Origin of the sequence: Shewanella insulae, from assembly GCF_009831655.1 — a bacterium.
Taxonomy (GTDB): domain Bacteria; phylum Pseudomonadota; class Gammaproteobacteria; order Enterobacterales; family Shewanellaceae; genus Shewanella; species Shewanella insulae.
In genome coordinates this window covers 36,575-62,845 of sequence record NZ_WRPA01000018.1, presented here as the reverse complement: position 1 = coordinate 62,845, position 26,271 = coordinate 36,575, and the positions used below count along the sequence as shown (strand labels likewise).

Here is a 26,271-nt window from a genome sequence, read left to right as displayed (position 1 = left end):
GGCAATGGTACTCGTATAGGGAGGCCTTAGTGAGCACCAGCATAGCATCCGTGCTCATTTTAGGACAAGGGTGGGCTTTGCGTACGGGATCAAAGTTTCTCCCATGGAGATAGGTTATAAAGGGCTATCTATTTTGTATCTTTTAGGAAGACTATGTCAGATTCAATTCATGGCCATCAGGTGATGGAACTTATGTTATCTTTGGGCCGCGCCGTATCTAAAAGCGAGCTGAGTGAGCTCATGCATCAAGCGTTTGGTGAACAGGCTCGTTATCATACCTGTTCGGCCAGCGAGATGGACGCCCAGGAGCTGATAGCTTTTCTCGAGCACAAGGGCAAGTTTACCGAGTCGGCCGAGGGGATAGCCACCGCAGCCGATCGTATCTGTAATCACTAACGAATCACTAGTCTTGGCTGAGCTCTATCAGGGCTTGCAGCTCCTCTTTGGACTTTCTGGCGAACTCGGTGATCATCATGCGGATCAGGCGAGACTTGGCGACTTTGCTCTCCTTCGCCAGAGTGTTGAGCTGGGCTATGCTAGTCTCGGTCAGGGTAAAGGTGGCATGGCGAAAGATACGACTCGCCTGTTTCTTCTGCTTGACCTTGGTGTTGGTTTTTCGCTGCTTCTTTACACGATTGACCAGACTCGGCTGACCAAATGCATAATTGTTGGCATCTTCGATAAACTCTTCAACCGACAACTTCTTGCGTGGTTTAGACTTACGGCGTTTAAGATCAGTTAAGCTCATAGGAATTTTCTGGTGGTATCGCAAATAATTCGTCGGCGATAGCACGTATCTCGGCGGCGGCTTTTCCATCCGGTTCGATTTCGATGACAGATGATCCCTGTTCTTCACTGTCATCATAGATATTACGGCTAAAGGTCACCGCGTCCAGTACTCTCAGCCCGAATGACTCAACCACCTCCTTGGCCTCTAAAATGCGTTTGTATTGGCTGGGCAGTGCGGGGCACTGGGTCATCACCACGGTGGCGACCATCTTGGGATTGACCATCTTACAGGTACTGAGCATATCCTCCATATGGGGGAGCGTCTTTAGATCTCGTCGTTTAGGACGTAGTGGTAGCACGACATAGGTGGCCACCGACATTGCGGCACGCATGGCCAGGTTGTCCTGACCACCACAGTCGACGATTACGTAGTCGAACCGTTGTTCTAACCCTAGGAGATCATTACGGATTTTCCCGTATAGTTGAATACAGTTGATCGCGGGCAGACTGGTATCTTCGTTACGGGCCTGGATCCAGTCTGAGGTGGTACGCTGGGGATCGCAGTCGACCATTAATACGTTGGCTTTGTATTTTTGAGTGATATGTACGGCGATATTTTGGGCCAGGCAACTTTTGCCCGCGCCGCCTTTCTCACCCCCAACAAGCAGAATCATAGCGTGTCTCCCTCAAGCATTAGCACTGGTTTATGTCTCAGAACTTGTGCTGTTTAGTATAGAACAGAGTTATGGATACTGCCTGAACTCCCTTTTTTAGTTCACTGAAAAGGCTAAATAATTTGCATAGCCACGTGAAAACGTTGAGGGGTACATTCAGTGCAGCGACAGACTTGAGCCTTGACGCTGTTTTGTGTCTCTGTGTTGGGATTGAAGGTGACAGTGAGCAGTTCACCCAGGGCAAAAGGCTTCTTGTACTCGATAAGTACACCACGACGTGCCAGATCCATACAGATGCCATCATCAGTGTGTACCACGCCTAAGCCATCGGTCCATGAGATAAGAATACGTTCGGCTTCCATGTCAATCCGCAGGGATTGACGGCGTTCCTCAAAATCTTCGTGGTTTTGATCCATCAGGGTATTCCTTGCTGTTATAGATAGTGGTTAAGCTCTTTAAACGTAGCACAGTTTATGTGGGAAATAATAGTTATAACAACATGAATAACGGCTAGTTATTGAAAGCTCACCCTGAGGCTAAGCGGCAGTGGTTTGGCGTTGCGGTGTGAGGGAGAGGCGCAGCATATCGCCACGCCTATAGTGATGAAAATAGGGCAGTCTGTGCTGCCCCTGTGTCATGTTAGTGATCATCCTCTTTACGAGGGTAGGGGAGTTTTAGCTGTCCCCAACGGATCACGATAACCGTGCTGGCGAGCACTAAGGTGGATACCGAGATAGCCAGAATGCGCCAGTCTTCCATCCCCTTCATATCCAGAATCAGATAACGGGCCAGGGCGACGATGGCGATATACAGGGGCATGCGTACCGGTAGCTTGCCAGATTCGGCATAGTTGCCCACCATAGCCAGCACCTCGAGATAGATGAACAGCAGCAGCAGATCCGCCAGCGCCACCTCTCCCATCTTGATGATGTGCGCTATCTCTTGCCCTATGGCCACTATGGTGGCGATGGCGATGATAATTAAAACAAAATGTTCTATTGCTTTGAGGCTCTTAGAGCCATATTGCGAGTAGAGTTTTCCCATAAATAGCGCTCAATAGTGTTTTTATAGATGGTAACAAGTATTGAGCGCTATGCCAGAGCCTGGATGTGATGCTTTTCACAATCTAACGCTTTGGTCTCTGTTAGGGATTAGCCTGGTCTGCCGTCTACCCTAGGGGTCAGCAGAATCGGGGCATAACAGATGACGAAGGTGCCGAAGGCGATGATCCAGGCAAGCAGGGCAACTGTCAGCCAAAGCATAAATTGCGTCGGGAATAGGCTTGCCATGACGCGGGTGATGGTTGAGATCAAGATAAGAGCGAAGGCGCCTGTCATCACCTTAGGCGGCAACAGATTGCGGCCCGTGTGACCCAGTGACACCCTGGCCATCATCGCCAGGATCATGCCGCCCAGTCCGCCGACTGTCATGGCGTGTAGACCGGCCGAAACATTGCCAGCCGTGGCGATAAGCAGCAGGCCTGCAGGGATACAGAGATAGCTTAGATGAAGCGACCACAGCAGAGGGACGCCAAAGGTAGACTGTACGCCCCAACGGGACCAGCGCACCAGCAGGGCGATACCGGCCACTGCGGAACAGAGCATCACCAGCAGAGACTGACCGATAAGCATGGCGATAAAGAGGGCTATTAGGCTGACAAAGCTAAGTTTCTCGAGCCAAGAGACGTTATCCAGTCGCTGCCATTTAGTGGCTCTGTCGGTGAAGAAAGGGATCACTCGTCCACCTATCAGTGCCACTATGGTTACCATCAAGATGGTGGCACCGTGAAAGGCATGGGAGACCAGTAGGCTATTCTGGCTGCTGACGCCGTAGTAGCTCAGAGCATTGGCCACAGTCAGCAAGAGTAGGATGGGGATGAAGGCAAAGTTGCGCCATTGTCTGACGGCTATCACCTGCCTGGCCAGCACCAGTGCAGTAGCTGGGGCGAATAGCAGATCCAGCATGGCGACGACCTCAAATTCTCCCCACTGATTATTCGCCAGCAAGACGCGCGGCGCTAGCCAAAGTAGAAAGAGGGCGCCCAGCGGCCAGCCCTTGATACTCTTCTGGCCGGTCCAGGTTTGCGATGCGGTTAACAGGAAACCGGCGACAATTGCCATGACGAAGCCGAATAACATCTCATGGCCGTGCCACCACAGCGGGTTGCCATGGGGCGTGAAGCCGAGATGACCTTTGAGAAAACTGCCCCACAGTGCCAGTGCAACTAGGCTGAACAGGGCGCCAAACAGGAAGAAGGGACGAAATCCCAAGCGTAACAGGGCGAGCTTGGGTTGGAGGTGGGCGGGTTCGTCTATGTTAATCATACGCGTCTCTATAAATATCCGAGTAATTATGTCAGGTATTATAAGGTGTAATTTATATGCATGTAAATAGACTTGTCGCCTGTTAACCCAGTTTGGTGGAGGAAAATATTCAGACATAAAAAAACCGCCACGAAGGCGGTTTTTTAGAGCGTGCGAAAAATGGGGGATTAACGCTTTAGCGCATCGCTCAGCAAAGGGCGGAAGCTCTTCACCATAGCAACGGTTGCCTTAGGGCTACCTGCGATGATGTTGCCTGAAGCCATGTAGCCATGGTTACCGGTAAAGTCGGTGACTGTACCGCCGGCTTCACGCACGATAAGTTCGCCAGCGGCGATGTCCCAAGGCTTGAGACCGATCTCGAAGAAGGCATCCATACGGCCCGCTGCTACGTAGGCCAGATCCAGGGCGGCAGATCCCGCACGGCGCAGATCGGCACACTGGCTGAAAGTAGAAGCAAAAAGTTTCATGTAAGTTTCTGTGTGCTGCTTCGCCTTGAAGGGGAAGCCTGTACCCACGATGGCTTCATCGAGATCGATTGCCTTGCTTACGCGAATACGGAAATCATTTAGCTTGGCGCCTTTACCGCGCACGGCAGTGAACAGCTCGTCACGAACAGGATCGTAGACGACGGCAACTTCGGTCTTGCCTTTGTGTTGTACGGCAATAGAAACCGCGAAATGAGGGATGCCTCTAACAAAGTTGTTAGTGCCATCCAGAGGATCGACAATCCACATGTAGTCGCTGTTCTCGCCCTTGTTCTCACCATTTTCTTCACCAATAATGGTGTGGTCCGGGTACGACTTGCGGATTTGATATGTAATGGCAGCCTCAGCTTCTTTATCTACGTTAGTCACGTAGTCATTGATACCTTTTGCGCTAACTTCTACACGGTCGAGTTCGGTATAGGCACGCATAATTGTTTGGCCGGCGGCGCGAGCGGCGCGCACGGCGATAGTCTGCATCGGATGCATTACAATCCCCTGGATGTTAAAGAACAGATATAAATAATCGGCGCGTATTATACGCTTTTCAAGCGGCATATCAAATATAGATTTTTATATTAAGGGATCTTCCCGCGCTGTGATACCATCAATCCACTGTTCTATAGAAAGAAATCAAACTTGTTTCATGCTTAGCAATATTCGTGTCGTTCTCGTAGGAACCACTCATCCAGGTAATATAGGTTCAACCGCCCGTGCCATGAAAACCATGGGCCTCTCCACACTTTATCTCGCCGAGCCCAAGGTGGCGCCCGATGGTCAGTCTGTGGCGCTTGCCGCAGGAGCGTCGGATATTCTCAAACATGCGGTGACTGTCGATTGTCTGGAAGAAGCCATTGCCGATTGCAGCCTGGTTATCGCCACCAGTGCCCGTAGCCGTACCCTGGATTGGCCTATGCTGGATCCCCGCCAGGCAGGGGAGAAGCTGGCCGGCGCCGCCGTTAACGGCCCTGTCGCTATCGTCTTCGGTCGTGAGAGTAATGGCCTGAGCAACGACGAACTGCAAAAGTGCAACTATCATGTGAGCATACCGGCGAATCCTGAGTACACCTCGCTGAACCTGGCCCAAGCGGTGCAGATCATCTGTTACGAGGCTCGTGTGGCACACCTTGCCATGGATTCTGAGACGGTAGAAGTAAAAGAAGAGCAGGCGTATCCCCTGGCCAAGGAGCAGGAAAACTTCTTCGTGCATCTGGAGAGAACCCTGCAGTCGACCGGCTTTATCATCAAGCAGCATCCGGGGCAGGTGATGACTAAGCTCAGACGTCTCTTTAGCCGGGCGAGAATCGAGAGCCAGGAGATGAACATACTGCGCGGTATCCTGACCTCGGTCGACAAGAAGGTTGAATTGGCACAGCAGGCCACACAAGACCCACAGTCAACGAAGGAAGAATAGAGCCATGGGCGTGATTTCCAGAATTAAAGATGACATAGCCTCAATTTATCACAGAGATCCGGCGGCAAACGGTACCCTAGAGATCCTGCTCAATTATCCCGGGATGCAGGCTATTTGGATCCACCGCGTCAGCCATAAACTTTGGAAGGCCAAGTGGTGTCTGACCGCCCGTATGATCTCGACCTTCTCACGTTGGCTGACCGGGGTGGAGATCCATCCCGGCGCGACCATAGGTGACCGTTTCTTTATCGATCACGGTATGGGGGTGGTGATAGGTGAGACCGCCGAGATAGGCAACGATTGTACGCTTTACCATGGTGTCACACTTGGGGGAACTACCTGGCAGGCAGGTAAGCGTCACCCGACCCTAGGCAACAATGTAGTCATTGGTGCCGGAGCCAAGATCTTGGGGCCGATCACCATGCATGACGGAGCCCGTGTGGGCTCTAACTCTGTGGTGGTCAAAGAGGTGCCCAAAGACACCACTGTAGTAGGTATCCCGGCCCGCGTGGTGGCTAAGCCCACCGATGAGGCCAAGGAGCATGCCCAGCGCCGCACCGCGATGGCCAAGAAATATGGTTTCGATGCCTATGCGGTCTCGCCCGATAATCCCGACCCCGTGGCGAATGCCATCGGCCAGATGCTGGACCATATGCATCTGATGGATTCTAAGGTACAAGAGGTATGTCAGGCCGTGCAGAGCATGGGGGGCAGCGTCTGCACCGAGCGACTTCCCGAGCTCGAAGTGGGTGAATTTAGCGATGCCGAGCAGGCCGCCGCCGAGAAGCGCCAGCAGGCGATAGATGAGTTTGATCCCATTATTTAATAAAGAGTGAGATTTATTGCCTTCCGAGCGTTGAATCTTTGCCTTGAAACAGGTTAAATACCCCAGCAACGAAGCAGGGTATTTCCTGTTTCCGATAACGTCCTTAATACCTGACTAATTTGCTAGGTTTTATACTTGACTAAAACAGTCAAGTATGATTGAATTGACTCAAGCATTTTAGAGAGCAGTGGTAGCTATGAAACTAACTTCAAAAGGTCGGTATGCGGTAACGGCAATGTTAGACGTTGCAATGCATTCTACTTCTGGCCCAGTCCCATTAGCTGACATCTCCGAGCGTCAGGGAATCTCCCTTTCTTATCTTGAACAACTCTTCGCAAAATTACGTAAGCATGGATTAGTCTCCAGTGTTCGAGGGCCCGGCGGTGGTTATCGTCTAGGGTTCGATGCCAGTGAGATCTCCGTGGGTATGGTCGTTAGGGCGGTTGATGAGTCGGTCGACGCCACACGTTGTCAAGGTCTGGGAAATTGTCAGAGCGGCACCCGATGTTTAACCCATTCGCTCTGGGGCGATTTGAGCAAACAGATTTCAGATTTTTTAAATGGCATTAGCCTTGCGGGTCTGATGAACAAAAGAGATGTGCAATTTATCTCGATAAAGCAAGACAAGATGCAACAGGAACAGAGAGTAACCCTATAGGTTAACTCTGTTATTAATTATTACTATATGTACGTGGTAAGTGGTCGCGCCATGACTACTCAGTACGGAGTGTGAGATGAAGCTTCCTATTTATTTAGATTATGCTGCAACGACGCCGGTCGATCCGCGCGTGGCAGAGAAAATGATGCAATACATGACGATGGACGGGATTTTCGGTAACCCCGCTTCACGTTCTCACCGTTACGGCTGGCAGGCCGAAGAGGCGGTCGATATCGCTCGCAACCAGATTGCTGAGCTGATCAACGCCGACCCGCGTGAGATCGTCTTTACCTCGGGTGCGACCGAGTCTGACAACCTGGCGATCAAGGGTGTTGCGCATTTTTATAATAAGAAAGGCAAGCACATCATCACCAGTAAGACAGAACATAAAGCCGTGCTGGATACCTGTCGTCAGCTAGAACGTGAAGGTTTCGAGGTGACTTACCTTGAGCCCGAGTCAAACGGCATCATCCCCATCGAGAAAATCGAAGCGGCGATGCGCGAAGACACAATACTGCTTAGCCTGATGCATGTTAACAACGAGATCGGCGTGATCCATGATATCGACGCCATCGGTGAGCTATGTCGTGCCAAGAAGGTGATCTTCCACGTAGATGCGGCCCAAAGCGCCGGCAAGCTGCCTATCGACCTGCAAAAGAGCAAGGTTGACCTCATGTCTATCTCGGCGCACAAGATGTACGGCCCTAAAGGCATTGGCGCCCTGTATGTTCGTCGTAAGCCACGTATTCGTCTGGAAGCGACCATGCATGGTGGTGGACACGAGCGCGGCATGCGCAGCGGTACCCTGGCGACTCACCAGATTGTGGGCATGGGTGAAGCGGCGGCGATTGCCAAGGCCGATATGGAAAGCGATAACGCCCGTATCCGTCGTCTGCGCGACAGATTATGGGACGGCATCAAGCATATTGAAGAAACCTATATCAACGGTGATGCAGAGCAAAGATACTGCGGCAGCCTGAACGTCAGCTTTAACTTCGTCGAAGGTGAATCTTTGATGATGGCATTGAAAGATCTGGCCGTTTCATCGGGTTCTGCCTGTACCTCAGCAAGCTTAGAGCCTAGCTATGTGCTTCGTGCATTAGGATTAGACGATGAAATGGCGCACAGCTCAATCCGTTTCTCTATCGGTCGTTTCACGACAGAAGAGGAGATTGACCATGCGATCGAGACCATTACCAAGTCTATCGGTCAGTTGAGAGAAATGTCTCCATTGTGGGAGATGTTTAAAGATGGTGTAGACCTGTCTAAAGTGCAGTGGGCACACCACTAATCCGGCCGATAAACGAATAGAGATTGGAGCAGAATCATGGCTTACAGTGAAAAAGTAATAGATCATTATGAGAACCCGCGTAACGTAGGTTCATTCGACAAGAACGACCCTTCAGTGGTAACCGGTATGGTAGGTGCGCCTGCCTGTGGTGACGTCATGAAGCTACAGCTGAAGATCGACGAGCAGGGTATCATCGAAGATGCCAAATTTAAGACTTACGGCTGTGGTAGCGCGATCGCCTCTAGCTCTCTGGTCACCGAATGGGTGAAGGGCAAGACGATTGAAGAAGCGCAAGCGATTAAGAATACGGATATTGCCGAAGAGCTTGCCCTACCGCCGGTGAAAATTCACTGCTCGATCTTGGCTGAAGACGCCATCAAGGCAGCGTTAGACGAATACAAGACTAAGCACGAGAAGTAATAGTCGGAGTAATAATGGCAATAACGATGACACCGGCGGCGGCCGAGCGCGTAAGAAGCTTCTTGGCGAACCGCGGTAAAGGTATCGGATTACGTTTGGGACTGAAGACATCGGGCTGCTCCGGCATGGCATACGTGCTGGAGTTTGTCGACGAGCTCAACGACGATGATGAAGTTTATGAAATCGAAGGGGTGAAAATCATCATCGATGCCAAGAGCTTCATCTACCTGCAAGGGATCGAGTTAGATTTCGTCAAAGAGGGACTCAACGAGGGCTTCCAGTTCAACAACCCCAATGCCAAAGGGGAATGTGGCTGCGGCGAGAGCTTCACCGTTTAGCGAGCGAATCGAGATACATGAACTATTTTGAGTTGTTTAGTTTATCGCCATCGTTTGAGCTAGATACCGCTTTACTTTCGGAGCGGTATCGCGAGCTGCAGCGTGCGGTGCACCCGGATAAGTTTGCCAATGCCAGCGAGCAGGACAAGCGCCTTGCGGTGCAGCATACTGCCCAGGTTAACGATGGCTACAACACCCTGAAACATCCTATCTCGCGCGCCGAGCACATGCTTAGCCTCAAGGGGATTGACCTCAGCCACGAATCCACCACGGTTAAAGACACCATGTTTTTAATGCAGCAGATGGAGTGGCGCGAGGCCCTAGAGGAGATCAACGACAGCGATGATCCCGATGAGGCTATCGAACACCTGCACCAATCCTTTGGCGAGTATCGTCGCGAGATCATGGCGCTGCTCGCGCAAAAGATCGACAGTGACGAGGCGTCAGTCTTAGAGCAGGCCGCCGACCTGGTGCGTAAGCTCAAGTTTATGGATAAGTTGCAGGCGGAACTCGAGCGAGCCGAAGACGCTCTCTTTTAAGCGCGAACATTTTTTATGGCTCTGTCGTCGACTGAGCCTTTTATTTTTTTAAGTTGGAAAGATATGGCACTTTTGCAGATCGCTGAACCCGGACAAAGCGCCGCACCGCACCAGCACAGGCTGGCGGTGGGCATTGACTTAGGTACCACCAACTCATTAGTCGCAGCCGTGCGCAGCGGCGTAGCCGATACCCTGGCCGACGAATCTGGCCGTCATGCCCTGGCCTCCGTGGTGCGTTACAGCGAAGATGGGGTGCAGGTCGGTGTCGATGCCGAACGTTTCTCCGCCCAAGACCCGCTAAATACAGTGGTCTCGGTGAAGCGCTTCATGGGGCGCAGCCTGAGCGATATTCAGGCCAAGGACGCCTCGCTACCTTATCATTTCTCTGCTAGCGAAAACGGCCTGCCACTGTTTAACACTCAGGCGGGTCAGTTTAACCCTATTCAGATCTCTGCCGATATCCTGAGACCTTTGGTGAACCGCGCCGAGAAGACCCTAGGTGGTTCTTTGGAAGGCGTGGTCATCACAGTGCCAGCGTATTTCGATGACGCCCAGCGTCAGGGCACCAAAGAGGCGGCGAGCCTGCTGGGTGTCAAGGTGTTGCGTCTGCTCAACGAGCCGACGGCGGCCGCCATCGCTTATGGTTTGGATTCGGGCCAGGAAGGGGTGATCGCCATCTATGACCTTGGTGGCGGTACCTTCGATATCTCGATTCTGCGCCTGAACAAAGGCGTGTTTGAGGTACTGGCTACCGGCGGCGACTCGGCGCTTGGCGGCGATGACTTCGACCATGCCCTGGCCGATCATCTGCAGAGAAGCTGGCAGCTGACCAGCCTTACCGCCAGTGAACACCGTGCGCTACTGATCGAGAGTCGCCGCGTGAAAGAGGCCTTGACCGAACAGGCCAGCGTGACCGCCAGTCTGACCCTGGAGCAGGGCAAGGTTCATGAACAAGTTGTCGACAAGGCACAGTTTGACGCCCTGATCGAATCTTTGGTGAAGAAGACCATAGCTAGCTGTCGCCGCGCGCTGCGTGATGCGGGGATCGGCAACGATGAAGTGCTGGAAACCGTGATGGTGGGCGGTTCGACCCGCGTGCCTCTGGTGCGTGAGCGCGTCGAAGGCTTCTTCGGCAAGGCGCCGCTGACCTCGATCGATCCCGATCGTGTGGTCGCCATCGGCGCCGCGATTCAGGCCGACATCCTGGTGGGTAACAAGCCAGAGTCTGATCTACTGCTGCTGGACGTGATCCCGCTGTCGCTGGGTATCGAAACCATGGGTGGCCTGGTAGAGAAGGTGGTGTCTCGTAACACCACGATTCCGGTTGCCCGCGCTCAGGAGTTTACCACCTTTAAGGATGGTCAGACGGCCATGGCATTTCATGTGGTGCAGGGCGAGCGTGAGCTGGTGGCCGATTGTCGCTCGTTGGCACGTTTTACCCTCAAAGGCATTCCGCCTATGGCGGCGGGGGCGGCGCATATTCGCGTCACCTTTCAGGTCGATGCCGATGGCTTGCTCAGCGTGACCGCCATGGAGAAATCATCTGGCGTCCAGGCGAGCATTCAGGTGAAGCCTTCCTTCGGTCTGACCGATGAAGAGATCGGCACCATGCTCAAAGATTCGATGGCCCATGCCAAAGAGGATATCGAGCGCCGCATGTTGGCCGAGCAGCAGGTGGAGGCGGCCAGGGTATTAGAGTCCCTGTCTGCGGCACTGGCTAAAGATGGCGAACTGCTGGACGAAGCAGAAACTGCCGCGATCCAGGCTGGTATGGCTAACCTGGCACAGGTGGCGAGCCAGTCAGATACGGATGCTATCGAGAAGGCAATTGCCGCGCTGGACGATGCCAGCCAAAGCTTTGCCGCGAAACGTATGGATAATTCCATTCGATTGGCGCTCAAGGGCCAGTCGGTTGATAATATATAGGTAACAATATGCCTCAAATAGTTTTTTTACCCAATGAAGAGTTATGCCCGGACGGCGCGGTAGTCGAGGCCCAGGTGGGCGAGACGGTACTGGACGTGGCGCTGCGTAACGGCATCAGCATCGAACATGCCTGTGAGAAATCCTGTGCCTGTACCACCTGTCATGTGATCATTCGTGAAGGCTTCGATGAGCTGGAAGAAAGCGATGAGCTCGAAGATGATATGCTGGATAAGGCCTGGGGCCTTGAGCCAGAGAGTCGTCTGTCTTGCCAGTCTAAGGTACCTGACAGCGACTTGGTCGTAGAGATCCCTAAATACACCATCAACATGGTGAGCGAAGGCTAATCCAGCTTAAAAGGATTAGCAATGTAGCAGAAAGCCGGTCTATCAGATCGGCTTTTTTGATCCTGCCACCCGCCGAGGAGCTAAACTTAAAGGATAAGCGTTTGCTATAGAGGTAAGACCATGAAATGGATAGATTCTCTCGATGTTGCGCTCAGTTTGCTAGAGGCCCATCCCGATGTGGATCCCGCCAAGATCCGCTTCACCGATCTGCGGGAGTGGATCTTGGCCCTCGATGATTTCGACGATGACCCTAATCACTGTAATGAGCGGATCCTGGAGGCGATTCAAGCCTGCTGGATCAACGAGTATTGACCGTTTCAGCAACGGCTCGGACCAGGAGTTTCACAAGTTTATGCTTCCCACTTTGCGGTCGCGATCGCGCCAGCCTAGATGACGGTTTGATGAATGTCTCATTCATCTCGTTATAAAGGTAGGTTTTTTGGTTTTTATTTCGTATAATCCGCGCGAATTTTTAAAAACCTGTTTAATGAAGGAAGCTAGACATGGCTATCGAACGTACTTTTTCTATCATCAAGCCTGATGCCGTTGCTAAAAACCACATCGGTGCTATCTATAACCGTTTTGAATCCGCTGGCCTGAAAATCATCGCTTCTAAAATGGTTCACCTAAGCAAAGAACAAGCTGAAGGCTTCTACGCCGAGCACAGCGAGCGTCCTTTCTTCGGCGCACTGGTTGAGTTCATGACTTCTGGTCCTATCATGGTTCAAGTACTAGAAGGCGAAAACGCTGTTCTGGCTAACCGTGAAATCATGGGTGCTACTAACCCAGCCGAAGCGGCTCGTGGCACGCTACGTGCTGACTACGCTGACAGCATCGACGAGAACGCCGTTCACGGTTCTGACGCTGTTGCTTCAGCAGAGCGTGAAATCGCTTACTTCTTCAGCGCTGAAGAACTTTGCCCACGTACTCGTTAATACGAGTCTGATGCAAAACTCTCGAAAAGGAGCCTTAGGGCTCCTTTTTTGTGCCTGAAATTTACTGCAAAAAAATAGTGCGGCAAAATAGCACCTTAAAATAGCCCCAAGTAAACTGTGAAGAGAAGTTGATGAAAATTGTAGCCGATGAAAACATGCCCTATGTCGAAGCCCTGTTTGCCGATCTTGGTGAGGTGGTGATGGTCGATGGCCGCACCCTGACCCAGGCTCAGGTAAAAGATGCCGATGTGCTGCTGGTGCGCTCTGTTACTAAGGTGAATAAGAGTCTGCTTGACGGCTGTGATAGGTTAAAGTTTGTCGGCAGTGCCACCATAGGCATGGATCATCTGGATCTGGACTATCTCAAGCAGCGCGGCATATTCTGCACCAATGCGCCGGGCTGTAACGCGGTGGCTGTCGGTGAGTACGTCTTCAATGCCATGCTGGAGCTGGCCAGACGCTTTCATAGCCCGCTCAAGGGTAAAACCGTCGGTATCGTCGGGGCGGGCAATACGGGCACTGCGCTGCAAAAGTGCCTGGAGGCCTATGGGGTGAAGACCCTGCTGAACGATCCCTTGCTCGAGCAAAGTGGCGATGACCGAGAGTTTGTCTCCCTAGATGAGCTGGTTGAGCGCTGCGACGTGATCTCCCTGCATGTGCCCCTGACCCGAGACGGCGAGCATCCTACCCATTATTTGTTTGACAAAGCGCGCCTTAACGCACTCGCTGAAGACACCTGGTTGCTTAACTGCTGCCGCGGTGAGGTGATAGATAACCGGGCGCTTATCGAGGTGAAGCAGCAGCGCAGCGATCTCAAGCTGGTGCTGGATGTGTGGGAGGGGGAGCCTCTGCCACTGCCTGAATTGGTGCCACTGGTTGAGATAGCCACACCGCACATCGCCGGCTATAGCCTGGAGGGTAAGGCTCGCGGCACCTTCATGCTGTACCAGGCCTTGATGGCCCAGCTTGGTAAGCAGGTCGATAAGTCACTTTCCAGCCTGTTGCCACCGCTGTGGAGTCATCAGTTGTCCCCCCTGTCTGTGCCCGATGAAAAGGCCTTGCTCTGCCTGGTGCGTCTGGTCTATGACCTGCGCGATGACGACGAACTGTTTCGCCAGCGTTTCCAAAATGACAAAGGCTTCGACCTGATGAGAAAAAATCATAAGCATCGACGTGAATTTAGCGCGTTAATGCTAGCCAATACCGCGGGTTCTGATGTAGATTGGTTGTTCGAATTAGGTTTTTCAGGAGTCGGTCTGTAATTATGTCGCAGGAATTTAACGTCGTCGTTTTAGGTGCATCGGGAGCCGTGGGTCAAACAATGATTGAGATCCTCGAAGAGCGCAACTTTCCCGTTGCCAACTTGTATCCTCTGGCCAGTAGTCGTAGTGCGGGCGACACGGTAACTTTCCATGGTAAACAGGTCGAAATTTTAGACGTGGAGACCTTCGATTGGTCTCAGGCGCAGTTAGGTTTCTTCTCGGCGGGCGGTGACGTGTCGGCCAAGTGGGCGCCTATCGCGGCGGAACAGGGTTGTGTGGTGATCGATAACACCTCACATTTCCGCTATGACATCGACATTCCTCTTGTGGTTCCCGAGGTGAATCCCCAGGCGATCGCCGATTTTCGTAATCGCAACATCATCGCCAACCCTAACTGTTCAACTATCCAGATGTTGGTTGCCCTTAAGCCTATCTATGATGCCTTTGGGATCTCTCGCATTAATGTAGCGACCTACCAGTCTGTATCAGGCTCGGGTAAGCAGGCGATCGAAGAACTGGCTAATCAGTGTGCCAAGTTGCTACAGGGGCTGCCGGTAGAGCCTAAGGCCTATCCAAAGCAGATCGCCTTTAACGTGTTGCCACAGATCGATAAGTTTATGGATAACGGCTACACCAAAGAAGAGATGAAGATGGTGTGGGAAACCCAGAAGATCTTCGGTGACGACCAGATAGTGGTTAATCCAACTGCGGTACGTGTGCCGGTATTCTATGGTCACTCGGAGGCTGTTCATATCGAAACCGTGCAGCCGGTGAGCGCAGAGGATGTTAAGGCCGTGTTGCATGGCGCGCCGGGTGTCGAGTTGTTTGAGTCAAACGAAGAGTACCCAACTGTGGTGACCGAGGCGGCGGGAACAGACCCTGTGTATGTGGGTCGCGTGCGCGAGGATATCTCTCACCCCAACGGCATCAATCTATGGGTTGTGTCTGATAATATTAGGAAAGGTGCGGCGCTCAACAGTGTGCAGATCGCCGAAGTCCTGATCAGAGACTACTACTGATCATCATGCTTAATGGGCTAAGTAGCGCATAAGTGGAGAAAAAGCCTGCAGTTTGCAGGCTTTTTTTGTGTTATCACTTGTTTTTGAAATGTGAACAGTAGCAGGCCATCTAAATCTGGTTTATAGTAATCTCAATAAATACAATTGCCTAAAGCACGCTGCCAAAAGGCAGTCCATCATCGCTTGAAAGGGAAGAATTGATGAACTTTCGCACATCGCATCTTGCTGGTTTACTGGCCAGCGCACTGCTTGTTCTCTCGTCGACTTCAGGTCTTTTATCTGCCGCAGAACCTCTCAATATCACCGGTCCAGATGGCGAAAGCCGCCAGACGCTGCGTCAATACGGTCCAACCACGGCGTCCGATACCTTCTGGAGTATTGCGCAAAAGTCGCGTCCCGATGCGAGTGTAACCATCTACCAAGTGATGGCGGCAATTTTCGAGGCTAACCCCCATGCGTTTACCAGCGATAACTACAACAGCCTAGAGAAGGGGATGATCCTATTGATCCCCTCTAAAGAGGTGATGTTGGCTATCCCTAAGAGTCTGGCCAAACAGCAGGCGGAAAATAACGATAAAGGCTGGCGTAAGAAGCCGCAGACGGCAGCTAAGCCTAAGTCGGTAGCGACGACGCCAGAGCCACAAGCTAGTCAGGCACAAGCGAGCCAACCAGAGCCCGTTCAAACCAGCACGGCTCAGACAGACAAGCCAAGCGCGGCGCAGCAGAATCAGATCGAGGAGCTAACGGCGAAACTCGAGGCGGAGCAAGCCAAGAACCTGTCGCTCACCGACGAGCTGGCCAGGGCGCAGGACAAGTTAAACCTGGGCAACAATGACAGTGAGATGTTGCAGGCCAAGATAGATGAACAAGATACCCGTATCGCCGAGTTGGAAGAGGCACTGCTGGTACAGAAAGAGCAGAAGGCTCAATTAAGCAGCGAGCTGGAGCAGCTACGTCAACAGTTAGCCGCCGCAACAATGCCGGCACAGCCGAAAGAGGTGGACGATAGCTGGCGTACCATGATGAGCAGCCCGCTCTATATAGGCCTGGCTGCGGCCATTCCCGCGCTATTGCTGCTCGTATTGGTTTGGCTGTTCATCAAGCGTCGCAACAGTAAGAACGAGGCCGTCGAGTCGAGTGAGTCACAGACGCCACCGATGGATGACAAGCCGGTTGCACCAGCGCCTGAAGATAGCGAAGAGATGATGGCGGTGCATCTGGACAATGATGAAGAGGCTGACTCGCTGGATTCCTTGATGAATGTCGACGAGACTCAGCTAAAGCCTGAGGCGGATCTGAGTGAAGAGTTGCCCCAAGAAGCCGCCGAGATGGTGGTCGATTCGGGTGACGAGCAGGTGATGTCGCCGGTTGAAGATGAAGGCCAATCTCTCGATGACCTCTGGGCTGAGGCCATGGGCGAGCAGGAACAGGAAGAGACTCAGGCGACACAGGAAGATGATTTAGACAGTCTGTTGGCAGAGTTGGATACGCCGGCAGAGACGCCTGTCGAGGAGCTAAGCGTCGAGGCGGCGCCGGAGGTGGGCGAGAGTACCGGTTCCGAGACAGATCTAGATGAACTGCTCGCCGAGTTCGAGCAGGAGACAGCGGAAGAAGAAGCCAAAGAGGAAGACTTGGATGCCTTGCTGGCAGAGTTCGACCTGCCCGCCGATTCAGAAGTAAAGGTCGAGACAGAGGAAGCGGTTGACGAGCCAGGCCTGGAGGCCGATGTCGCGGCCACTGACCAAGTGCTAGTTGAAGATGAGAAGCCTCAAGAAGCGCAAGTCGCCGAAGATAAAAGCGACGAAAACGATCTGGCAGATGAGATAGCTCACGAGCTCGAAGATGCGATTGAAGAAAAAGGCGATGAAGGGACGGTCGATGACGCGGATCTCGACGCCCTGTTGGCCGGTTTCGATGCCGAGTCAGCACCGGAAACGGCTCAGGCTCCCGAGGTGGAAAGTGAGCAGCAAGCGGAAGAGGTTGCCCGCCAGATCGCCGCAGAGTTAGATGATGAGGATAGCGACGAGGTCGAGGAAGCCGATCTCGATGCCTTACTCGCCGGATTCGAAGCTGAGGTGCCGGCAAGTGCGTCTGAAGCTGACGCGGCGGCGGATGAAGCGTCCGATACACAAGTTGAAGCAGAGACCCAGGAAGAGGAGCCCGAGCCCGAGCTTGACGCGGCACTAGAGGCTGCGCATCAAGAAGAGCGTCCATCGACTGGCCATGCACCGCTCGAGTTTGATCTCGGTGATGATAAGCCTGGAGTAGAAGTCGAAGAGGCGCAGGCTGAAGACGATAGCGAGGTGGATCTCGATGCCCTGCTGGCGGATCTCGAATCGGTAGAAGAGTCCGAAGAGCCTAAGGTCGAAAAGGGGGAGTCGGGTTTCTTCGGTGATCTAAAGGGCAACAAGCGCAGCAGCGATAACGTGCTGGAGTGGGAATCGGCTCTGACCAACGAAGCGCCTAGCGTTGAAGATACGCCAGCAGAGGATGATGACGAGGGGATCTCGTTACAGCTAGACGATGACGATAACCTTACCGTAGATGAGGCCTTGGCGGCGCTGGATGCAGCGGAGAATAAGCGTCCCGACAGAGCCGTGGCCGAGCATGACTTGACCGCTTTCCAGCAGGATAACGGTTTTATCGATATCGACAGGCTGCTTAACGAGGCCGATGAGGAACAACTGGATGTCGACAAGTATAAGGAACTGGATGTCGACATGGGTGAGCTCGATAACCTGATGGGCAACGCCGCCATGGTAGATGTAGACGACGAGGAGAATGCGGTAAACGCCAAGCTGGATCTGGCCCGCGCCTATATCGAAATTGATGACATGGACAGTGCCAAGGCGCTGCTCAAAGAGGTCGAGCTGGATGGCAACGAGCGTCAGCAGCAAGAAGCCAAGAAGTTGCTAGACGAACTCTAAACCAGATGAGCGATTTGAAAAACGGTGCTTAGGCGCCGTTTTTTTATGGCGGCAAGCCAACATCTTCTCTATTTATGCCGTTAAATTGAGGATGGCCAATTATCGGGCCAGTTAACTATCCAGTTCATACCGAGCTTGTGCTAGAATCCGCCGCCTAGCGTACATCTTTATAAAACATGAGTAATCAAACATGAGGACAGGTATTTCATGCGCGTAGCATTAGGTATCGAATATGATGGCAGCCGTTATTTTGGCTGGCAACGTCAGGCCGAGGTAGACTCGGTACAAGCCCAGCTCGAGAGAGCCCTATCTTTCGTTGCCAACGAACCTATTTCGATTCAATGTGCCGGTCGTACCGACGCAGGTGTGCATGCCACCGGGCAGGTGGTGCATTTCGAGACCAATGCCGTGCGTAAGGAGAGTGCCTGGACCCTAGGGGTCAATGTCAACCTGCCAGACGATATCGCCGTGCGCTGGGCCAAGGATGTGGATGATGAGTTTCACGCCCGTTTCACCGCCACCGCCCGCCGTTATCGCTACATGATCTATAACCACCAGTTCAGACCTGGGATCCTCCGCTCTGGGGTGAGCCACTATCCGGGGCAGATAGATGAGACCAAGATGCATGAGGCGGCTCAGTATCTGCTGGGCGAGCAGGACTTCACGAGCTTTCGCGCCATTCAGTGTCAGTCGAACACCCCGTTTCGCTGCGTCCACGAGGTCAATGTGACCCGTCAGGGCATGTATATCTGTGTCGACATCAAGGCGAACGCCTTCTTGCATCACATGGTGCGTAATATCGTCGGCTCACTGCTCGAGGTGGGCTATGGCCGCCAACCCGTGAGCTGGATTAAAGATCTGCTGGCGCTAAAGGATCGTACTCAGGCGGCGGCGACGGCTAAGCCTAACGGTCTCTATCTGGTGGATGTGACCTATCCCGAGCATTATGCCTTGCCTAAACTGGCCCTGGGGCCGCTGTTTATGCTGGATTAATGCCGAACCGCAAAAACCGAATACGTTCCTAATACGATATTGAATAACATAGAGTTAGAAAGATTCTGATATGACGCCTGTACCCAACGCACAATCTAGTCTAGACGATTGGCTGACGCACCTGATGGTTATCCATCCCACTGAGATAGATATGGGCCTTGGCCGCGTCGCGGCTGTTGCCGAGACCATGGGGCTAGACAGCCTCGAGGGCACCAAGGTGGTGACCGTGGCGGGCACCAATGGCAAGGGAACGACCTGCGCCATGATAGAAGCCATCATGCTTCAGGCGGGTCAGCGCGTAGGTGTCTACAGCTCGCCCCATATGCTCAAATATAATGAGCGGGTACGCATCGATGGTGTCGATGCCAGCGATGAGGCGCTTATCGAGGCGTTTTGCGCCATAGATGCTGCGCGCGGCAATATCTCGTTGACCTTCTTCGAATACGCCACCCTTGCCGGGCTCTACCTATTTAAGCTGGCGAAGCTGGATCTCGTGCTACTCGAGGTGGGGCTAGGCGGACGCCTGGATGCCACCAATATTATCGATGCCGATATCGCGGTGATCACCGCCATCGATATCGACCATCAGGAATACCTGGGCGACACTCGAGAGCTGGTGGGTCGCGAGAAGGCAGGGATCATGCGAGCGGGGCGTCCCGTGGTGATTGGTGAACCTGACTTGCCCGCAAGCGTAGTCGAGTATGCCGAGTCTACCGGCGCCCAGGCCCTACGGGTTAATCACGAGTTTAGCTATCAGGCGAGCGAGGCTGAGTGGTGCTTTACCCTAGGTGCGGTGCCTCAACCCTCTGTGTCCCAATTCTCACTGCCTAAGCTCTCAATAGAAGGCTTGCCGCTGCCGACTTTGCCCTTGGCTAATGCGGCCACCGCCCTGGCCGTGGTGCAGCAGCTTGCGCCGCAGTGGTTTATGACGGGGGAGAACCGCGGCTTTATCGATGCAGGGTTGAGAGAGGCCAAGTTAGCTGGTCGTCTGGAGGTGGTCAGCGAGGAGCCTAAGATCATCTTGGATGTGGCCCACAACCCCCATGCTGCGAGTTATCTGGCCGATCGTCTAAGAGCCTATGAAGGCAGGCGAATCTTCGCCCTGTGCGGCATGTTGAAAGATAAGGATTGCCGCGCCGTGCTTAGCCTGTTAGATGATAGGGTGCATGCCTGGTATCTGGCGGATCTTAATTGTGAGCGCAGCGCCAAGGCGCAAGATCTGCTCACCTATCTGAGCGGCGACAAGCCTGCCCATGGGTTTGCCTCGGTCGAGCAGGCTTATCAGGCGTTAAAGCCAGAGATTGGCCAATCCGATGTGGTAATTGTGTTTGGCTCCTTTTACACTGTGGCAGAGTTTAAGCAATTGGACCTTAGTTAAATGCAGGTGGATGAAGTAGAAGTTAAACAAGAGAAGGTATCGAGCCAGTTTCAAAACCGTCTGGTCGGCATCATTGTCTTGGTGGCCCTGGGGGTGATCTTTTTGCCCGATATCTTAGATGGTAAGAAGCAACATCAGGAAGAGCAGTTTGCCGAGATCCCTCTGCGACCCCAGGGGGAGTCCCATCTCGAAGAGCAAGGCACCATAGCGGCCATCGACCTGAGTGAGCAGCAGGCCCAGTTCGACCAACAGATGACGGCGCAAGCTGATACCGCCGGCGAAACCTCTGCCGAGCACCAGGATAAGCCGCAAGGTGCTCAAACTGAGGTTAAGAGCGCCCCTAATAAGAGCCTAGTCATAAACAGCGACGCTAAGAAAGCTGAGCCTAAGAGAACTGAGTCTAAGCCAGTGACAGCTAGCTCGGCCTATACTCTGCAGCTTGGCAGCTTTAAGAATGCAAACAATGTTAACGCTCTGGTCAAGCGTCTGAGAGACAAGGGCTACCGTGCCTATACGGTGCCGAAGAAGCCGGTGGATGGACAGCTGACTAAGGTGTTTGTTGGCCCGGATATTTCCAAGACCAAGCTGCAGAAGCTGCAGACCAAGCTGGACAAGTTTACCGGTCTTAAGTCGGCTGTGGTCGACTATAATCCGCTGCTCTGATCCTCCTCTTTTGACCCGACGCCCAGGCCTTTGTCCTGGGCGTTTCTGTTTATGGGGTCTGGTTCGAATGGCGTTAGATCAGAATTCAGTGTCCGTAATTGCGGATAAACTAAATCACTTTTAAATCAGGCTAGGGGGTGAGAATGTCTTCAGTCTCTGGTAAAATCCCGCCGTCTTAATGCTAATGCTGGATCACCTTATTCAATGGTTTGGATCGATTATGCCATTATTGCGGTCATCGCAATTTCGACTTTAATTAGTCTGCTTCGTGGTTTCGTCAAAGAAGCTATGTCACTCGTGGTCTGGTTTGCCGCCTTCTTCGTGGCGAGTCAATTTTATGAAGATCTCGCCGTCTACCTGACCCAGATGAAAGATGAAATAGTGCGCAATGGCATCGCCATCGCCATCCTGTTTATCTCTACCCTTATTCTCGGTGCCCTGGTTAACTATCTTATCGGCCAATTGGTGGCCAAAACCGGCCTGTCTGGCACAGACAGAGTGCTGGGGCTCTGTTTCGGCGCCCTGCGCGGTGCACTCATCGTCAGTGCGATACTCTTTTTCTTGGATGCCTTTACCGGGGCGCCCAAGACAGACTGGTGGGCCAGTTCACAGCTGGTTCCCGAATTTGGCGTGGTTATCCAGTGGTTCTTCGACTACGTGGAAAACACCTCAAGCTTTGTACCTAAAATATAAAAATGCGTAAGCATAGTCGTGCCATAGCCAGAGGTTAATGGCCGCAAATAATAATTATCAGAACATCTTAAAATGAGGAAACCTACCCATGTGTGGTATCGTCGGAATAGTTGGCCGAACATCGGTTAATCAGACAATCTATGATGCACTCACAGTGCTACAGCATCGTGGCCAGGATGCCGCGGGCATTGTCACCGTTGATGGCAATGCGTTTAGATTGCGTAAGGCCAATGGTCTGGTAAAAGACGTATTTGAACCTAAGCATATGCAGCGTCTGCAGGGCTCGGCCGGCATAGGTCACGTGCGTTACCCAACTGCGGGTAGCTCGAGTGCGTCTGAGGCGCAACCTTTCTATGTTAACTCTCCCTTCGGGATCTCTCTGGCCCACAACGGCAACCTGACCAACACGGTCGAGCTGCACGAGCGTCTGGTGAAGCAACGTCGTCACGTTAACACCACCTCAGATTCAGAAGTCCTGCTCAACCTGTTGGCCGATGAGCTGCAACACACACAGAGCCAGTTCCTCACAGCCGATGAGGTGTTTGAGGCGGTCACTAAGGTGCATGACCTGACTCGTGGTGCCTACGCGGTAGCGGCGATGATCATCGGTCAGGGCCTGGTGGCATTTCGCGATCCATACGGTATTCGTCCACTGGTACTGGGTAAGAACGAGACAGCGCAGGGCACCGAATATATGGTGGCCTCCGAGAGCGTGGCGCTTGACGCCGTGGGCTTCGAGACGGTACGCGATGTTGCCCCAGGCGAAGCCATCTATATCTCCTTAGATGGTCAGCTCTACACCCGTCAGTGCGCCCAGTCGCCAACCTATTCGCCTTGTATCTTCGAATATGTATATTTTGCCCGCCCAGACTCGACCATCGACAAGGTGTCTGTCTACGGTAGCCGCGTGAACATGGGCACCATGCTGGGTGAGAAGATCAAGAAGGAGTGGGAAGATCACGATATCGACGTGGTGATCCCGATTCCTGAGACCTCATGCGATATCGCGCTGGAGATCGCCCGTAACCTGGATCTGCCATACCGCCAGGGCTTCGTGAAGAACCGTTATATCGGTCGTACCTTCATCATGCCGGGCCAGCAGGAGCGTAAGAAGTCGGTTCGCCGCAAGCTTAACGCCATCAATGCCGAGTTTAAGGGCAAGAACGTGCTGCTGGTGGATGACTCTATCGTACGTGGTACTACCTCTGAGCAGATCATCGAGATGGCCCGTGAAGCCGGTGCCAAGAAGGTTTACTTTGCCTCGGCAGCCCCAGAGATCCGCTTCCCTAACGTCTATGGTATCGACATGCCGACCTCGAGCGAGCTGATTGCCCATGGGCGTGATGCGGAAGAGATCAACAAGTTGATCGGTGCCGACGGCATCATCTTCCAGGACCTGGAAGACTTGATCGAAGCCGTGCGTCAGCAGAACCCTGATATCAAGCGCTTCGAGACCTCGGTATTCGACGGTAACTATATTACCAACGATGTGGATCAGGCCTATCTGGATCACCTGACCCAGCTGCGTAACGACGATGCCAAGGCCAATCGTATCAAAGATATCGGCACTAACTTGGAGCTGCATAACGTCTGTCATCCCTAAGGGATAGCGAATGCGTCAGTTAAAAACCGACCCCTAGTGGTCGGTTTTTTTATGTGGGTGGTCGGTTTTTTTATGGGGCATTTTGCTACATATCTTCCCATGCGAGCGCAATTAAATACCTGATAGCATGGTGATTTAATGCTTTAGTGCTATGTTTAATTATTGACCTTGCTTCGCTTTTGCCCGCCACCTCGAGGAGTGATAAATGAAACACTTGCCCATCAGTACTAAGTTGCTTTGGATCACCTCTGCGCTGTTCTTGATTATCGTCGCCATTCTCTCTTTCAGCCTCTGGTGGTCACTCAGCGATAAAAATGCCCAGCTGGCAGGCCAGGTGCAAAACGCGCTTCACGATGAGACTCGCCAGCGCCTCAGCGCCCGGGCCGGTGAGTATGGTGAGCGGGTAGCAGGCTTCATCAACGAGGCCTATCGAATCCCATTTTCTTTTGCCGGTATGATGGAGCAGAGCGCGGCTACGCAACCGCTATCCCGAGAAGGGGTCGAGGAGGCGGTGGCGGGCGTACTGCGAAAGAACGGTCAGCTATCCTCCATGTATGCTCAGTTCGAGCCTAATGGCTATGATGGCCGCGACGATGAGTATACCCAGATGAGCAGCCATAGCGTGCCTGAGGTGGGCACCCTGGAGATCTATTACACCCGCGGCGACGATGGCAGCGTCGAGCATCAGACGGTGGATGATGCCAGCGAGAAATATGATGCCACCCTAAAGGAGTTTGGCGTGCGCGAGGCCGAGTGGTACCTGTGTGCCATGGACACCATGCGGCCCTGCCTGATGGAGCCCTATCTGTATGAGATCACGCCCGGCAATAATGCCCTGATGACTTCATTGACTGTGCCAGTGGTGGTGGGGGGCAGCTTTCGCGGCGTGATAGGTGTGGATGTTAACCTGCCTGTGTTTCAGAAGCTGATCGACGAACTCTCGGCCAGCCTGTATCAGGGCAAGGCCAAGGTGACCCTGCTGAGCCAGAAGGGGTTGGTGGTAGCAGCCAGCCACTATGATAAGAAGGCGCGGCCACTAGGGGAGTCTATCGCCCCGTCACTCGCCAGTCAGTTGACCGGGCTGCATCGCCAGGGCGGTTACCTGGAGCAGGGTGCCAATATCATAGTCGCCTATCCTATCGAGATCCCACTTGCCAAGGCCCAGTGGTCGCTGGTCATTGAGGTAGCCAAGGCCGATGCCTATCAGGCGGCCAACGCCATGGATGAGGCGATGTCGGCCATGGCCAGTTCCCTGGGGAGCCTGCTGTTGATCGTGGGCATTATCGTGTCGGTGATCGCCGTGGTTACCATTAGTCTGGTGATCCGCTCAATTATCGCGCCGCTTAAGGTGATCCAGAGCCGGGTGGAAAACCTCGCCAGTGCCGAGGGGGATCTGACCCAACAGGTTACCGTAGAATCCCACGCCGAGCTGATCGCCCTTGGCGGCGGCATCAATGGCTTTATCACTAAGCTGCGACTGCTGATCGGTGAGCTCAAGGAGTTGGCGTCCCGCTCACAGGCCGAGAGTCAGGTGGCGGCGGGGATCGCCCAGCAGACCCATGACAGCGTCAATCGTCAGTACAGTGATATCGAGAGTGTGGTGACCGCTGTGAATCAGATGAGTGCCACCGCCCTCGAGGTGGCCAAGGCCTCGGAGCAGACCGCGTCGGAGACCGAGGCGATGACCCTCAACGTCAAGGCCGGTGAAGACAGCCTGAGTCAGGCCATGGGCTATGTGACCCACATGTCACAGGAGTCCCTGCTCGCCAAGGAAGCCGTGGGCAAGGTGGCGGAAAGCAGCACCAACATCAGCCAGATCCTAGAGGTGATTAGCGCCATCGCCGAGCAGACCAATTTGCTGGCCCTAAATGCCGCCATCGAGGCCGCGCGGGCCGGCGAGCAAGGCCGGGGCTTTGCCGTGGTTGCCGACGAGGTGAGGGCGCTTGCGTCCAAGACCCAGAGCTCGACCGATGAGATTGGCAGGTTGATCGAATCACTACAGCAGGAGGTTGGCAGCGCCTCGCAGATCATCGACCAAGGGGTGGACGGCGCCCAACGCGCCGTGGCGCAGACGGAATCTGCCCTGAGTTCACTCAACACCATAGTAAGTCAGATCCAGGAGGTGTCCGGTCAGGTGACCCATATTGCCACCGCCGCCGAGGAGCAGAGTGCCGTGACCGAGGAGGTCAATCGTAACATCACGGGGATCTCAGATTCCGCCTCCGAACTGGCGAGACTCGCCGATGAGGCCCAGCAGAGCAGTGCCAGCCTGGCGGCGCTGGTGGAGCAGCAACACCAGCAGCTGGGCAAATTAAAAACTTAACAGTCTTGGCATAGTGATTGGGCGTCTCCTTGGAGGCGCTTTTTTGTGGCCAGATGCCAGTCGCATCGAATGTCACCGGCGCGGCAAAAACAAGTTTTAGATTAGAGGGGTAAGAGTAACCCCTGGCTTACCCACACCAAGATCCAGAGGCCGAAGATGAGTCCAAGGGCCTGACGACGAAGCTTGCCACTGGGGCTAATGGCGAGCAAGGAGGCCGCGCAGCTCAGTAACAGGAGTAGGCTGAATAGCACCATGGGATCTAGGCTCAATGCCGTCATCGCGGGGGGGATTAAGAGTAGAAGCAGGGCGGCGGTCATCAGCATGGCATAGAGCAGCGCCCGCTCGGGTCGGTAAGGGGTCTTGAGTCGTGTGTGCATAGTTGCCTCCGTGGATTGCCCTTAGATTAGCCTTTAATGAGAATGATTCTCAACTAAATTTACACGTAAGCATGAGATCGCCTTTCATATTTGCGCCAAGGCCGGGAGTGGTTTAAAGTTACTGTTAATTTAT

General features: G+C 53.4%; 28 protein-coding genes. 21 read left to right on the top strand and 7 right to left on the bottom strand.

The annotated features are described in order from the left end of the window. The first annotated feature begins 153 nt into the window (after positions 1-153). Positions 154-396: a YecH family metal-binding protein gene (locus tag GNT65_RS17040; RefSeq protein ID WP_160798407.1), complete on the top strand. Its 243-nt coding sequence runs from the start codon at positions 154-156 to the stop codon at positions 394-396. Positions 397-403: 7 nt separating this feature from the next. On the opposite strand, the gene GNT65_RS17035 is transcribed toward GNT65_RS17040, so the two are convergent. The 6 genes from GNT65_RS17035 to suhB all read right to left on the bottom strand — a co-directional run bounded on the left by GNT65_RS17035 (position 404) and on the right by suhB (position 4,698). Further along, positions 404-748, bottom strand: coding sequence for a replication protein RepA (locus GNT65_RS17035; protein WP_160798405.1), 345 nt, complete (start codon positions 746-748; stop codon positions 404-406). After that, positions 735-1,403, bottom strand: coding sequence for an AAA family ATPase (locus tag GNT65_RS17030; protein ID WP_160798403.1), 669 nt, complete (start codon positions 1,401-1,403; stop codon positions 735-737). The genes GNT65_RS17035 and GNT65_RS17030 overlap by 14 nt, the downstream gene beginning before the upstream one ends. A 113-nt stretch (positions 1,404-1,516) precedes the next feature. Beyond that, positions 1,517-1,819, bottom strand: coding sequence for a PilZ domain-containing protein (locus tag GNT65_RS17025; protein WP_160798401.1), 303 nt, complete (start codon positions 1,817-1,819; stop codon positions 1,517-1,519). A 223-nt stretch (positions 1,820-2,042) separates the two neighbouring features. Next, complete coding sequence (locus GNT65_RS17020; protein ID WP_160798399.1) at positions 2,043-2,447, bottom strand: phosphate-starvation-inducible protein PsiE; 405 nt, start codon at positions 2,445-2,447, stop codon at positions 2,043-2,045. Positions 2,448-2,554: 107 nt separating this feature from the next. Then, entirely contained in the window at positions 2,555-3,727 is a 1,173-nt protein-coding gene (locus tag GNT65_RS17015) for an NnrS family protein (protein WP_160798397.1), read from the bottom strand. A 167-nt stretch (positions 3,728-3,894) separates the two neighbouring features. Then, entirely contained in the window at positions 3,895-4,698 is an 804-nt protein-coding gene (gene suhB, locus GNT65_RS17010) for an inositol-1-monophosphatase (RefSeq protein ID WP_160798395.1), read from the bottom strand. A gap of 157 nt (positions 4,699-4,855) precedes the next feature. Here suhB and trmJ point away from each other — a divergent pair, with 157 nt between their 5' ends. The 20 genes from trmJ to GNT65_RS16910 all read left to right on the top strand — a co-directional run bounded on the left by trmJ (position 4,856) and on the right by GNT65_RS16910 (position 25,761). After that, the gene (gene trmJ / locus GNT65_RS17005) at positions 4,856-5,623 is read left to right on the top strand and encodes a tRNA (cytosine(32)/uridine(32)-2'-O)-methyltransferase TrmJ (protein WP_160798393.1); all 768 of its coding nucleotides are present in this window, start codon (positions 4,856-4,858) and stop codon (positions 5,621-5,623) included. A gap of 4 nt (positions 5,624-5,627) precedes the next feature. Further along, positions 5,628-6,449: a serine O-acetyltransferase gene (cysE, locus tag GNT65_RS17000; RefSeq protein WP_160798391.1), complete on the top strand. Its 822-nt coding sequence runs from the start codon at positions 5,628-5,630 to the stop codon at positions 6,447-6,449. 196 nt (positions 6,450-6,645) lie between these two features. Continuing rightward, entirely contained in the window at positions 6,646-7,107 is a 462-nt protein-coding gene (gene iscR / locus GNT65_RS16995) for a Fe-S cluster assembly transcriptional regulator IscR (RefSeq protein WP_160798389.1), read from the top strand. 76 nt (positions 7,108-7,183) lie between these two features. After that, entirely contained in the window at positions 7,184-8,398 is a 1,215-nt protein-coding gene (locus tag GNT65_RS16990; protein WP_160798387.1) for an IscS subfamily cysteine desulfurase, read from the top strand. A 36-nt stretch (positions 8,399-8,434) separates the two neighbouring features. Then, positions 8,435-8,818 (top strand): Fe-S cluster assembly scaffold IscU, encoded by a 384-nt coding sequence (iscU, locus tag GNT65_RS16985; RefSeq protein WP_160798386.1) that lies wholly within the window; start codon positions 8,435-8,437, stop codon positions 8,816-8,818. 14 nt (positions 8,819-8,832) lie between these two features. Next, positions 8,833-9,156 carry an iron-sulfur cluster assembly protein IscA gene (gene iscA, locus GNT65_RS16980; RefSeq protein ID WP_041510955.1) on the top strand — a complete coding sequence of 108 codons (324 nt, stop codon included), beginning with the start codon at positions 8,833-8,835 and terminating at the stop codon, positions 9,154-9,156. Positions 9,157-9,173: 17 nt separating this feature from the next. Next, positions 9,174-9,695, top strand: coding sequence for a co-chaperone HscB (hscB, locus tag GNT65_RS16975; protein ID WP_160798385.1), 522 nt, complete (start codon positions 9,174-9,176; stop codon positions 9,693-9,695). A 63-nt stretch (positions 9,696-9,758) separates the two neighbouring features. After that, positions 9,759-11,621, top strand: a complete 1,863-nt coding sequence (hscA, locus tag GNT65_RS16970) for a Fe-S protein assembly chaperone HscA (RefSeq protein WP_160798383.1) — start codon at positions 9,759-9,761, stop codon at positions 11,619-11,621. 8 nt (positions 11,622-11,629) lie between these two features. Continuing rightward, positions 11,630-11,965 carry an ISC system 2Fe-2S type ferredoxin gene (fdx, locus tag GNT65_RS16965; protein ID WP_041510958.1) on the top strand — a complete coding sequence of 112 codons (336 nt, stop codon included), beginning with the start codon at positions 11,630-11,632 and terminating at the stop codon, positions 11,963-11,965. Positions 11,966-12,085: 120 nt separating this feature from the next. Then, on the top strand, positions 12,086-12,277 hold the full coding sequence (iscX, locus tag GNT65_RS16960; protein ID WP_160798382.1) for a Fe-S cluster assembly protein IscX: 192 nt from the start codon (positions 12,086-12,088) through the stop codon (positions 12,275-12,277). A gap of 191 nt (positions 12,278-12,468) precedes the next feature. Then, positions 12,469-12,900, top strand: a complete 432-nt coding sequence (ndk, locus tag GNT65_RS16955) for a nucleoside-diphosphate kinase (protein WP_160798380.1) — start codon at positions 12,469-12,471, stop codon at positions 12,898-12,900. Positions 12,901-13,031: 131 nt separating this feature from the next. Then, entirely contained in the window at positions 13,032-14,162 is a 1,131-nt protein-coding gene (locus tag GNT65_RS16950; RefSeq protein ID WP_160798378.1) for a 4-phosphoerythronate dehydrogenase, read from the top strand. 2 nt (positions 14,163-14,164) lie between these two features. Beyond that, positions 14,165-15,181, top strand: a complete 1,017-nt coding sequence (locus GNT65_RS16945) for an aspartate-semialdehyde dehydrogenase (protein ID WP_160798376.1) — start codon at positions 14,165-14,167, stop codon at positions 15,179-15,181. Positions 15,182-15,381: 200 nt separating this feature from the next. After that, a complete protein-coding gene (locus GNT65_RS16940) occupies positions 15,382-18,108 on the top strand; it encodes a FimV/HubP family polar landmark protein (RefSeq protein WP_160798367.1) in 2,727 nt (908 codons plus the stop codon). A gap of 207 nt (positions 18,109-18,315) precedes the next feature. Continuing rightward, a complete protein-coding gene (truA, locus tag GNT65_RS16935; protein WP_160798365.1) occupies positions 18,316-19,101 on the top strand; it encodes a tRNA pseudouridine(38-40) synthase TruA in 786 nt (261 codons plus the stop codon). A 70-nt stretch (positions 19,102-19,171) separates the two neighbouring features. Continuing rightward, positions 19,172-20,479: a bifunctional tetrahydrofolate synthase/dihydrofolate synthase gene (gene folC / locus GNT65_RS16930; RefSeq protein WP_160798363.1), complete on the top strand. Its 1,308-nt coding sequence runs from the start codon at positions 19,172-19,174 to the stop codon at positions 20,477-20,479. After that, positions 20,480-21,142 carry a cell division protein DedD gene (dedD, locus tag GNT65_RS16925; RefSeq protein WP_160798361.1) on the top strand — a complete coding sequence of 221 codons (663 nt, stop codon included), beginning with the start codon at positions 20,480-20,482 and terminating at the stop codon, positions 21,140-21,142. Between the two features lie 204 nt (positions 21,143-21,346). After that, positions 21,347-21,835 carry a CvpA family protein gene (locus GNT65_RS16920; protein WP_160798359.1) on the top strand — a complete coding sequence of 163 codons (489 nt, stop codon included), beginning with the start codon at positions 21,347-21,349 and terminating at the stop codon, positions 21,833-21,835. An 88-nt stretch (positions 21,836-21,923) separates the two neighbouring features. Next, a complete protein-coding gene (gene purF, locus GNT65_RS16915; RefSeq protein WP_160798357.1) occupies positions 21,924-23,438 on the top strand; it encodes an amidophosphoribosyltransferase in 1,515 nt (504 codons plus the stop codon). 205 nt (positions 23,439-23,643) lie between these two features. Further along, positions 23,644-25,761, top strand: a complete 2,118-nt coding sequence (locus GNT65_RS16910; RefSeq protein ID WP_160798355.1) for a methyl-accepting chemotaxis protein — start codon at positions 23,644-23,646, stop codon at positions 25,759-25,761. Between the two features lie 101 nt (positions 25,762-25,862). On the opposite strand, the gene GNT65_RS16905 is transcribed toward GNT65_RS16910, so the two are convergent. After that, a complete protein-coding gene (locus GNT65_RS16905; protein WP_160798353.1) occupies positions 25,863-26,138 on the bottom strand; it encodes a hypothetical protein in 276 nt (91 codons plus the stop codon). Positions 26,139-26,271 lie beyond the last annotated feature (133 nt).

Coding starts and splice junctions, on each gene's coding strand:
- fdx (WP_041510958.1), top strand. CDS start 11,630: ATGCCTCAAATAGTTTTTTTACCCAATGAAGAGTTATGCCCGGACGGC.
- GNT65_RS17040 (WP_160798407.1), top strand. CDS start 154: ATGTCAGATTCAATTCATGGCCATCAGGTGATGGAACTTATGTTATCT.
- GNT65_RS17020 (WP_160798399.1), bottom strand. CDS start 2,447: ATGGGAAAACTCTACTCGCAATATGGCTCTAAGAGCCTCAAAGCAATA.
- GNT65_RS17035 (WP_160798405.1), bottom strand. CDS start 748: ATGAGCTTAACTGATCTTAAACGCCGTAAGTCTAAACCACGCAAGAAG.
- GNT65_RS17015 (WP_160798397.1), bottom strand. CDS start 3,727: ATGATTAACATAGACGAACCCGCCCACCTCCAACCCAAGCTCGCCCTG.
- GNT65_RS16905 (WP_160798353.1), bottom strand. CDS start 26,138: ATGCACACACGACTCAAGACCCCTTACCGACCCGAGCGGGCGCTGCTC.
- GNT65_RS16950 (WP_160798378.1), top strand. CDS start 13,032: ATGAAAATTGTAGCCGATGAAAACATGCCCTATGTCGAAGCCCTGTTT.
- GNT65_RS17030 (WP_160798403.1), bottom strand. CDS start 1,403: ATGATTCTGCTTGTTGGGGGTGAGAAAGGCGGCGCGGGCAAAAGTTGC.
- GNT65_RS17025 (WP_160798401.1), bottom strand. CDS start 1,819: ATGGATCAAAACCACGAAGATTTTGAGGAACGCCGTCAATCCCTGCGG.
- folC (WP_160798363.1), top strand. CDS start 19,172: ATGACGCCTGTACCCAACGCACAATCTAGTCTAGACGATTGGCTGACG.
- cysE (WP_160798391.1), top strand. CDS start 5,628: ATGGGCGTGATTTCCAGAATTAAAGATGACATAGCCTCAATTTATCAC.
- purF (WP_160798357.1), top strand. CDS start 21,924: ATGTGTGGTATCGTCGGAATAGTTGGCCGAACATCGGTTAATCAGACA.
- iscX (WP_160798382.1), top strand. CDS start 12,086: ATGAAATGGATAGATTCTCTCGATGTTGCGCTCAGTTTGCTAGAGGCC.
- iscU (WP_160798386.1), top strand. CDS start 8,435: ATGGCTTACAGTGAAAAAGTAATAGATCATTATGAGAACCCGCGTAAC.
- trmJ (WP_160798393.1), top strand. CDS start 4,856: ATGCTTAGCAATATTCGTGTCGTTCTCGTAGGAACCACTCATCCAGGT.
- dedD (WP_160798361.1), top strand. CDS start 20,480: ATGCAGGTGGATGAAGTAGAAGTTAAACAAGAGAAGGTATCGAGCCAG.
- GNT65_RS16910 (WP_160798355.1), top strand. CDS start 23,644: ATGAAACACTTGCCCATCAGTACTAAGTTGCTTTGGATCACCTCTGCG.
- truA (WP_160798365.1), top strand. CDS start 18,316: ATGCGCGTAGCATTAGGTATCGAATATGATGGCAGCCGTTATTTTGGC.
- iscA (WP_041510955.1), top strand. CDS start 8,833: ATGGCAATAACGATGACACCGGCGGCGGCCGAGCGCGTAAGAAGCTTC.
- GNT65_RS16945 (WP_160798376.1), top strand. CDS start 14,165: ATGTCGCAGGAATTTAACGTCGTCGTTTTAGGTGCATCGGGAGCCGTG.
- GNT65_RS16990 (WP_160798387.1), top strand. CDS start 7,184: ATGAAGCTTCCTATTTATTTAGATTATGCTGCAACGACGCCGGTCGAT.
- suhB (WP_160798395.1), bottom strand. CDS start 4,698: ATGCATCCGATGCAGACTATCGCCGTGCGCGCCGCTCGCGCCGCCGGC.
- GNT65_RS16920 (WP_160798359.1), top strand. CDS start 21,347: ATGGTTTGGATCGATTATGCCATTATTGCGGTCATCGCAATTTCGACT.
- hscA (WP_160798383.1), top strand. CDS start 9,759: ATGGCACTTTTGCAGATCGCTGAACCCGGACAAAGCGCCGCACCGCAC.
- hscB (WP_160798385.1), top strand. CDS start 9,174: ATGAACTATTTTGAGTTGTTTAGTTTATCGCCATCGTTTGAGCTAGAT.
- GNT65_RS16940 (WP_160798367.1), top strand. CDS start 15,382: ATGAACTTTCGCACATCGCATCTTGCTGGTTTACTGGCCAGCGCACTG.
- ndk (WP_160798380.1), top strand. CDS start 12,469: ATGGCTATCGAACGTACTTTTTCTATCATCAAGCCTGATGCCGTTGCT.
- iscR (WP_160798389.1), top strand. CDS start 6,646: ATGAAACTAACTTCAAAAGGTCGGTATGCGGTAACGGCAATGTTAGAC.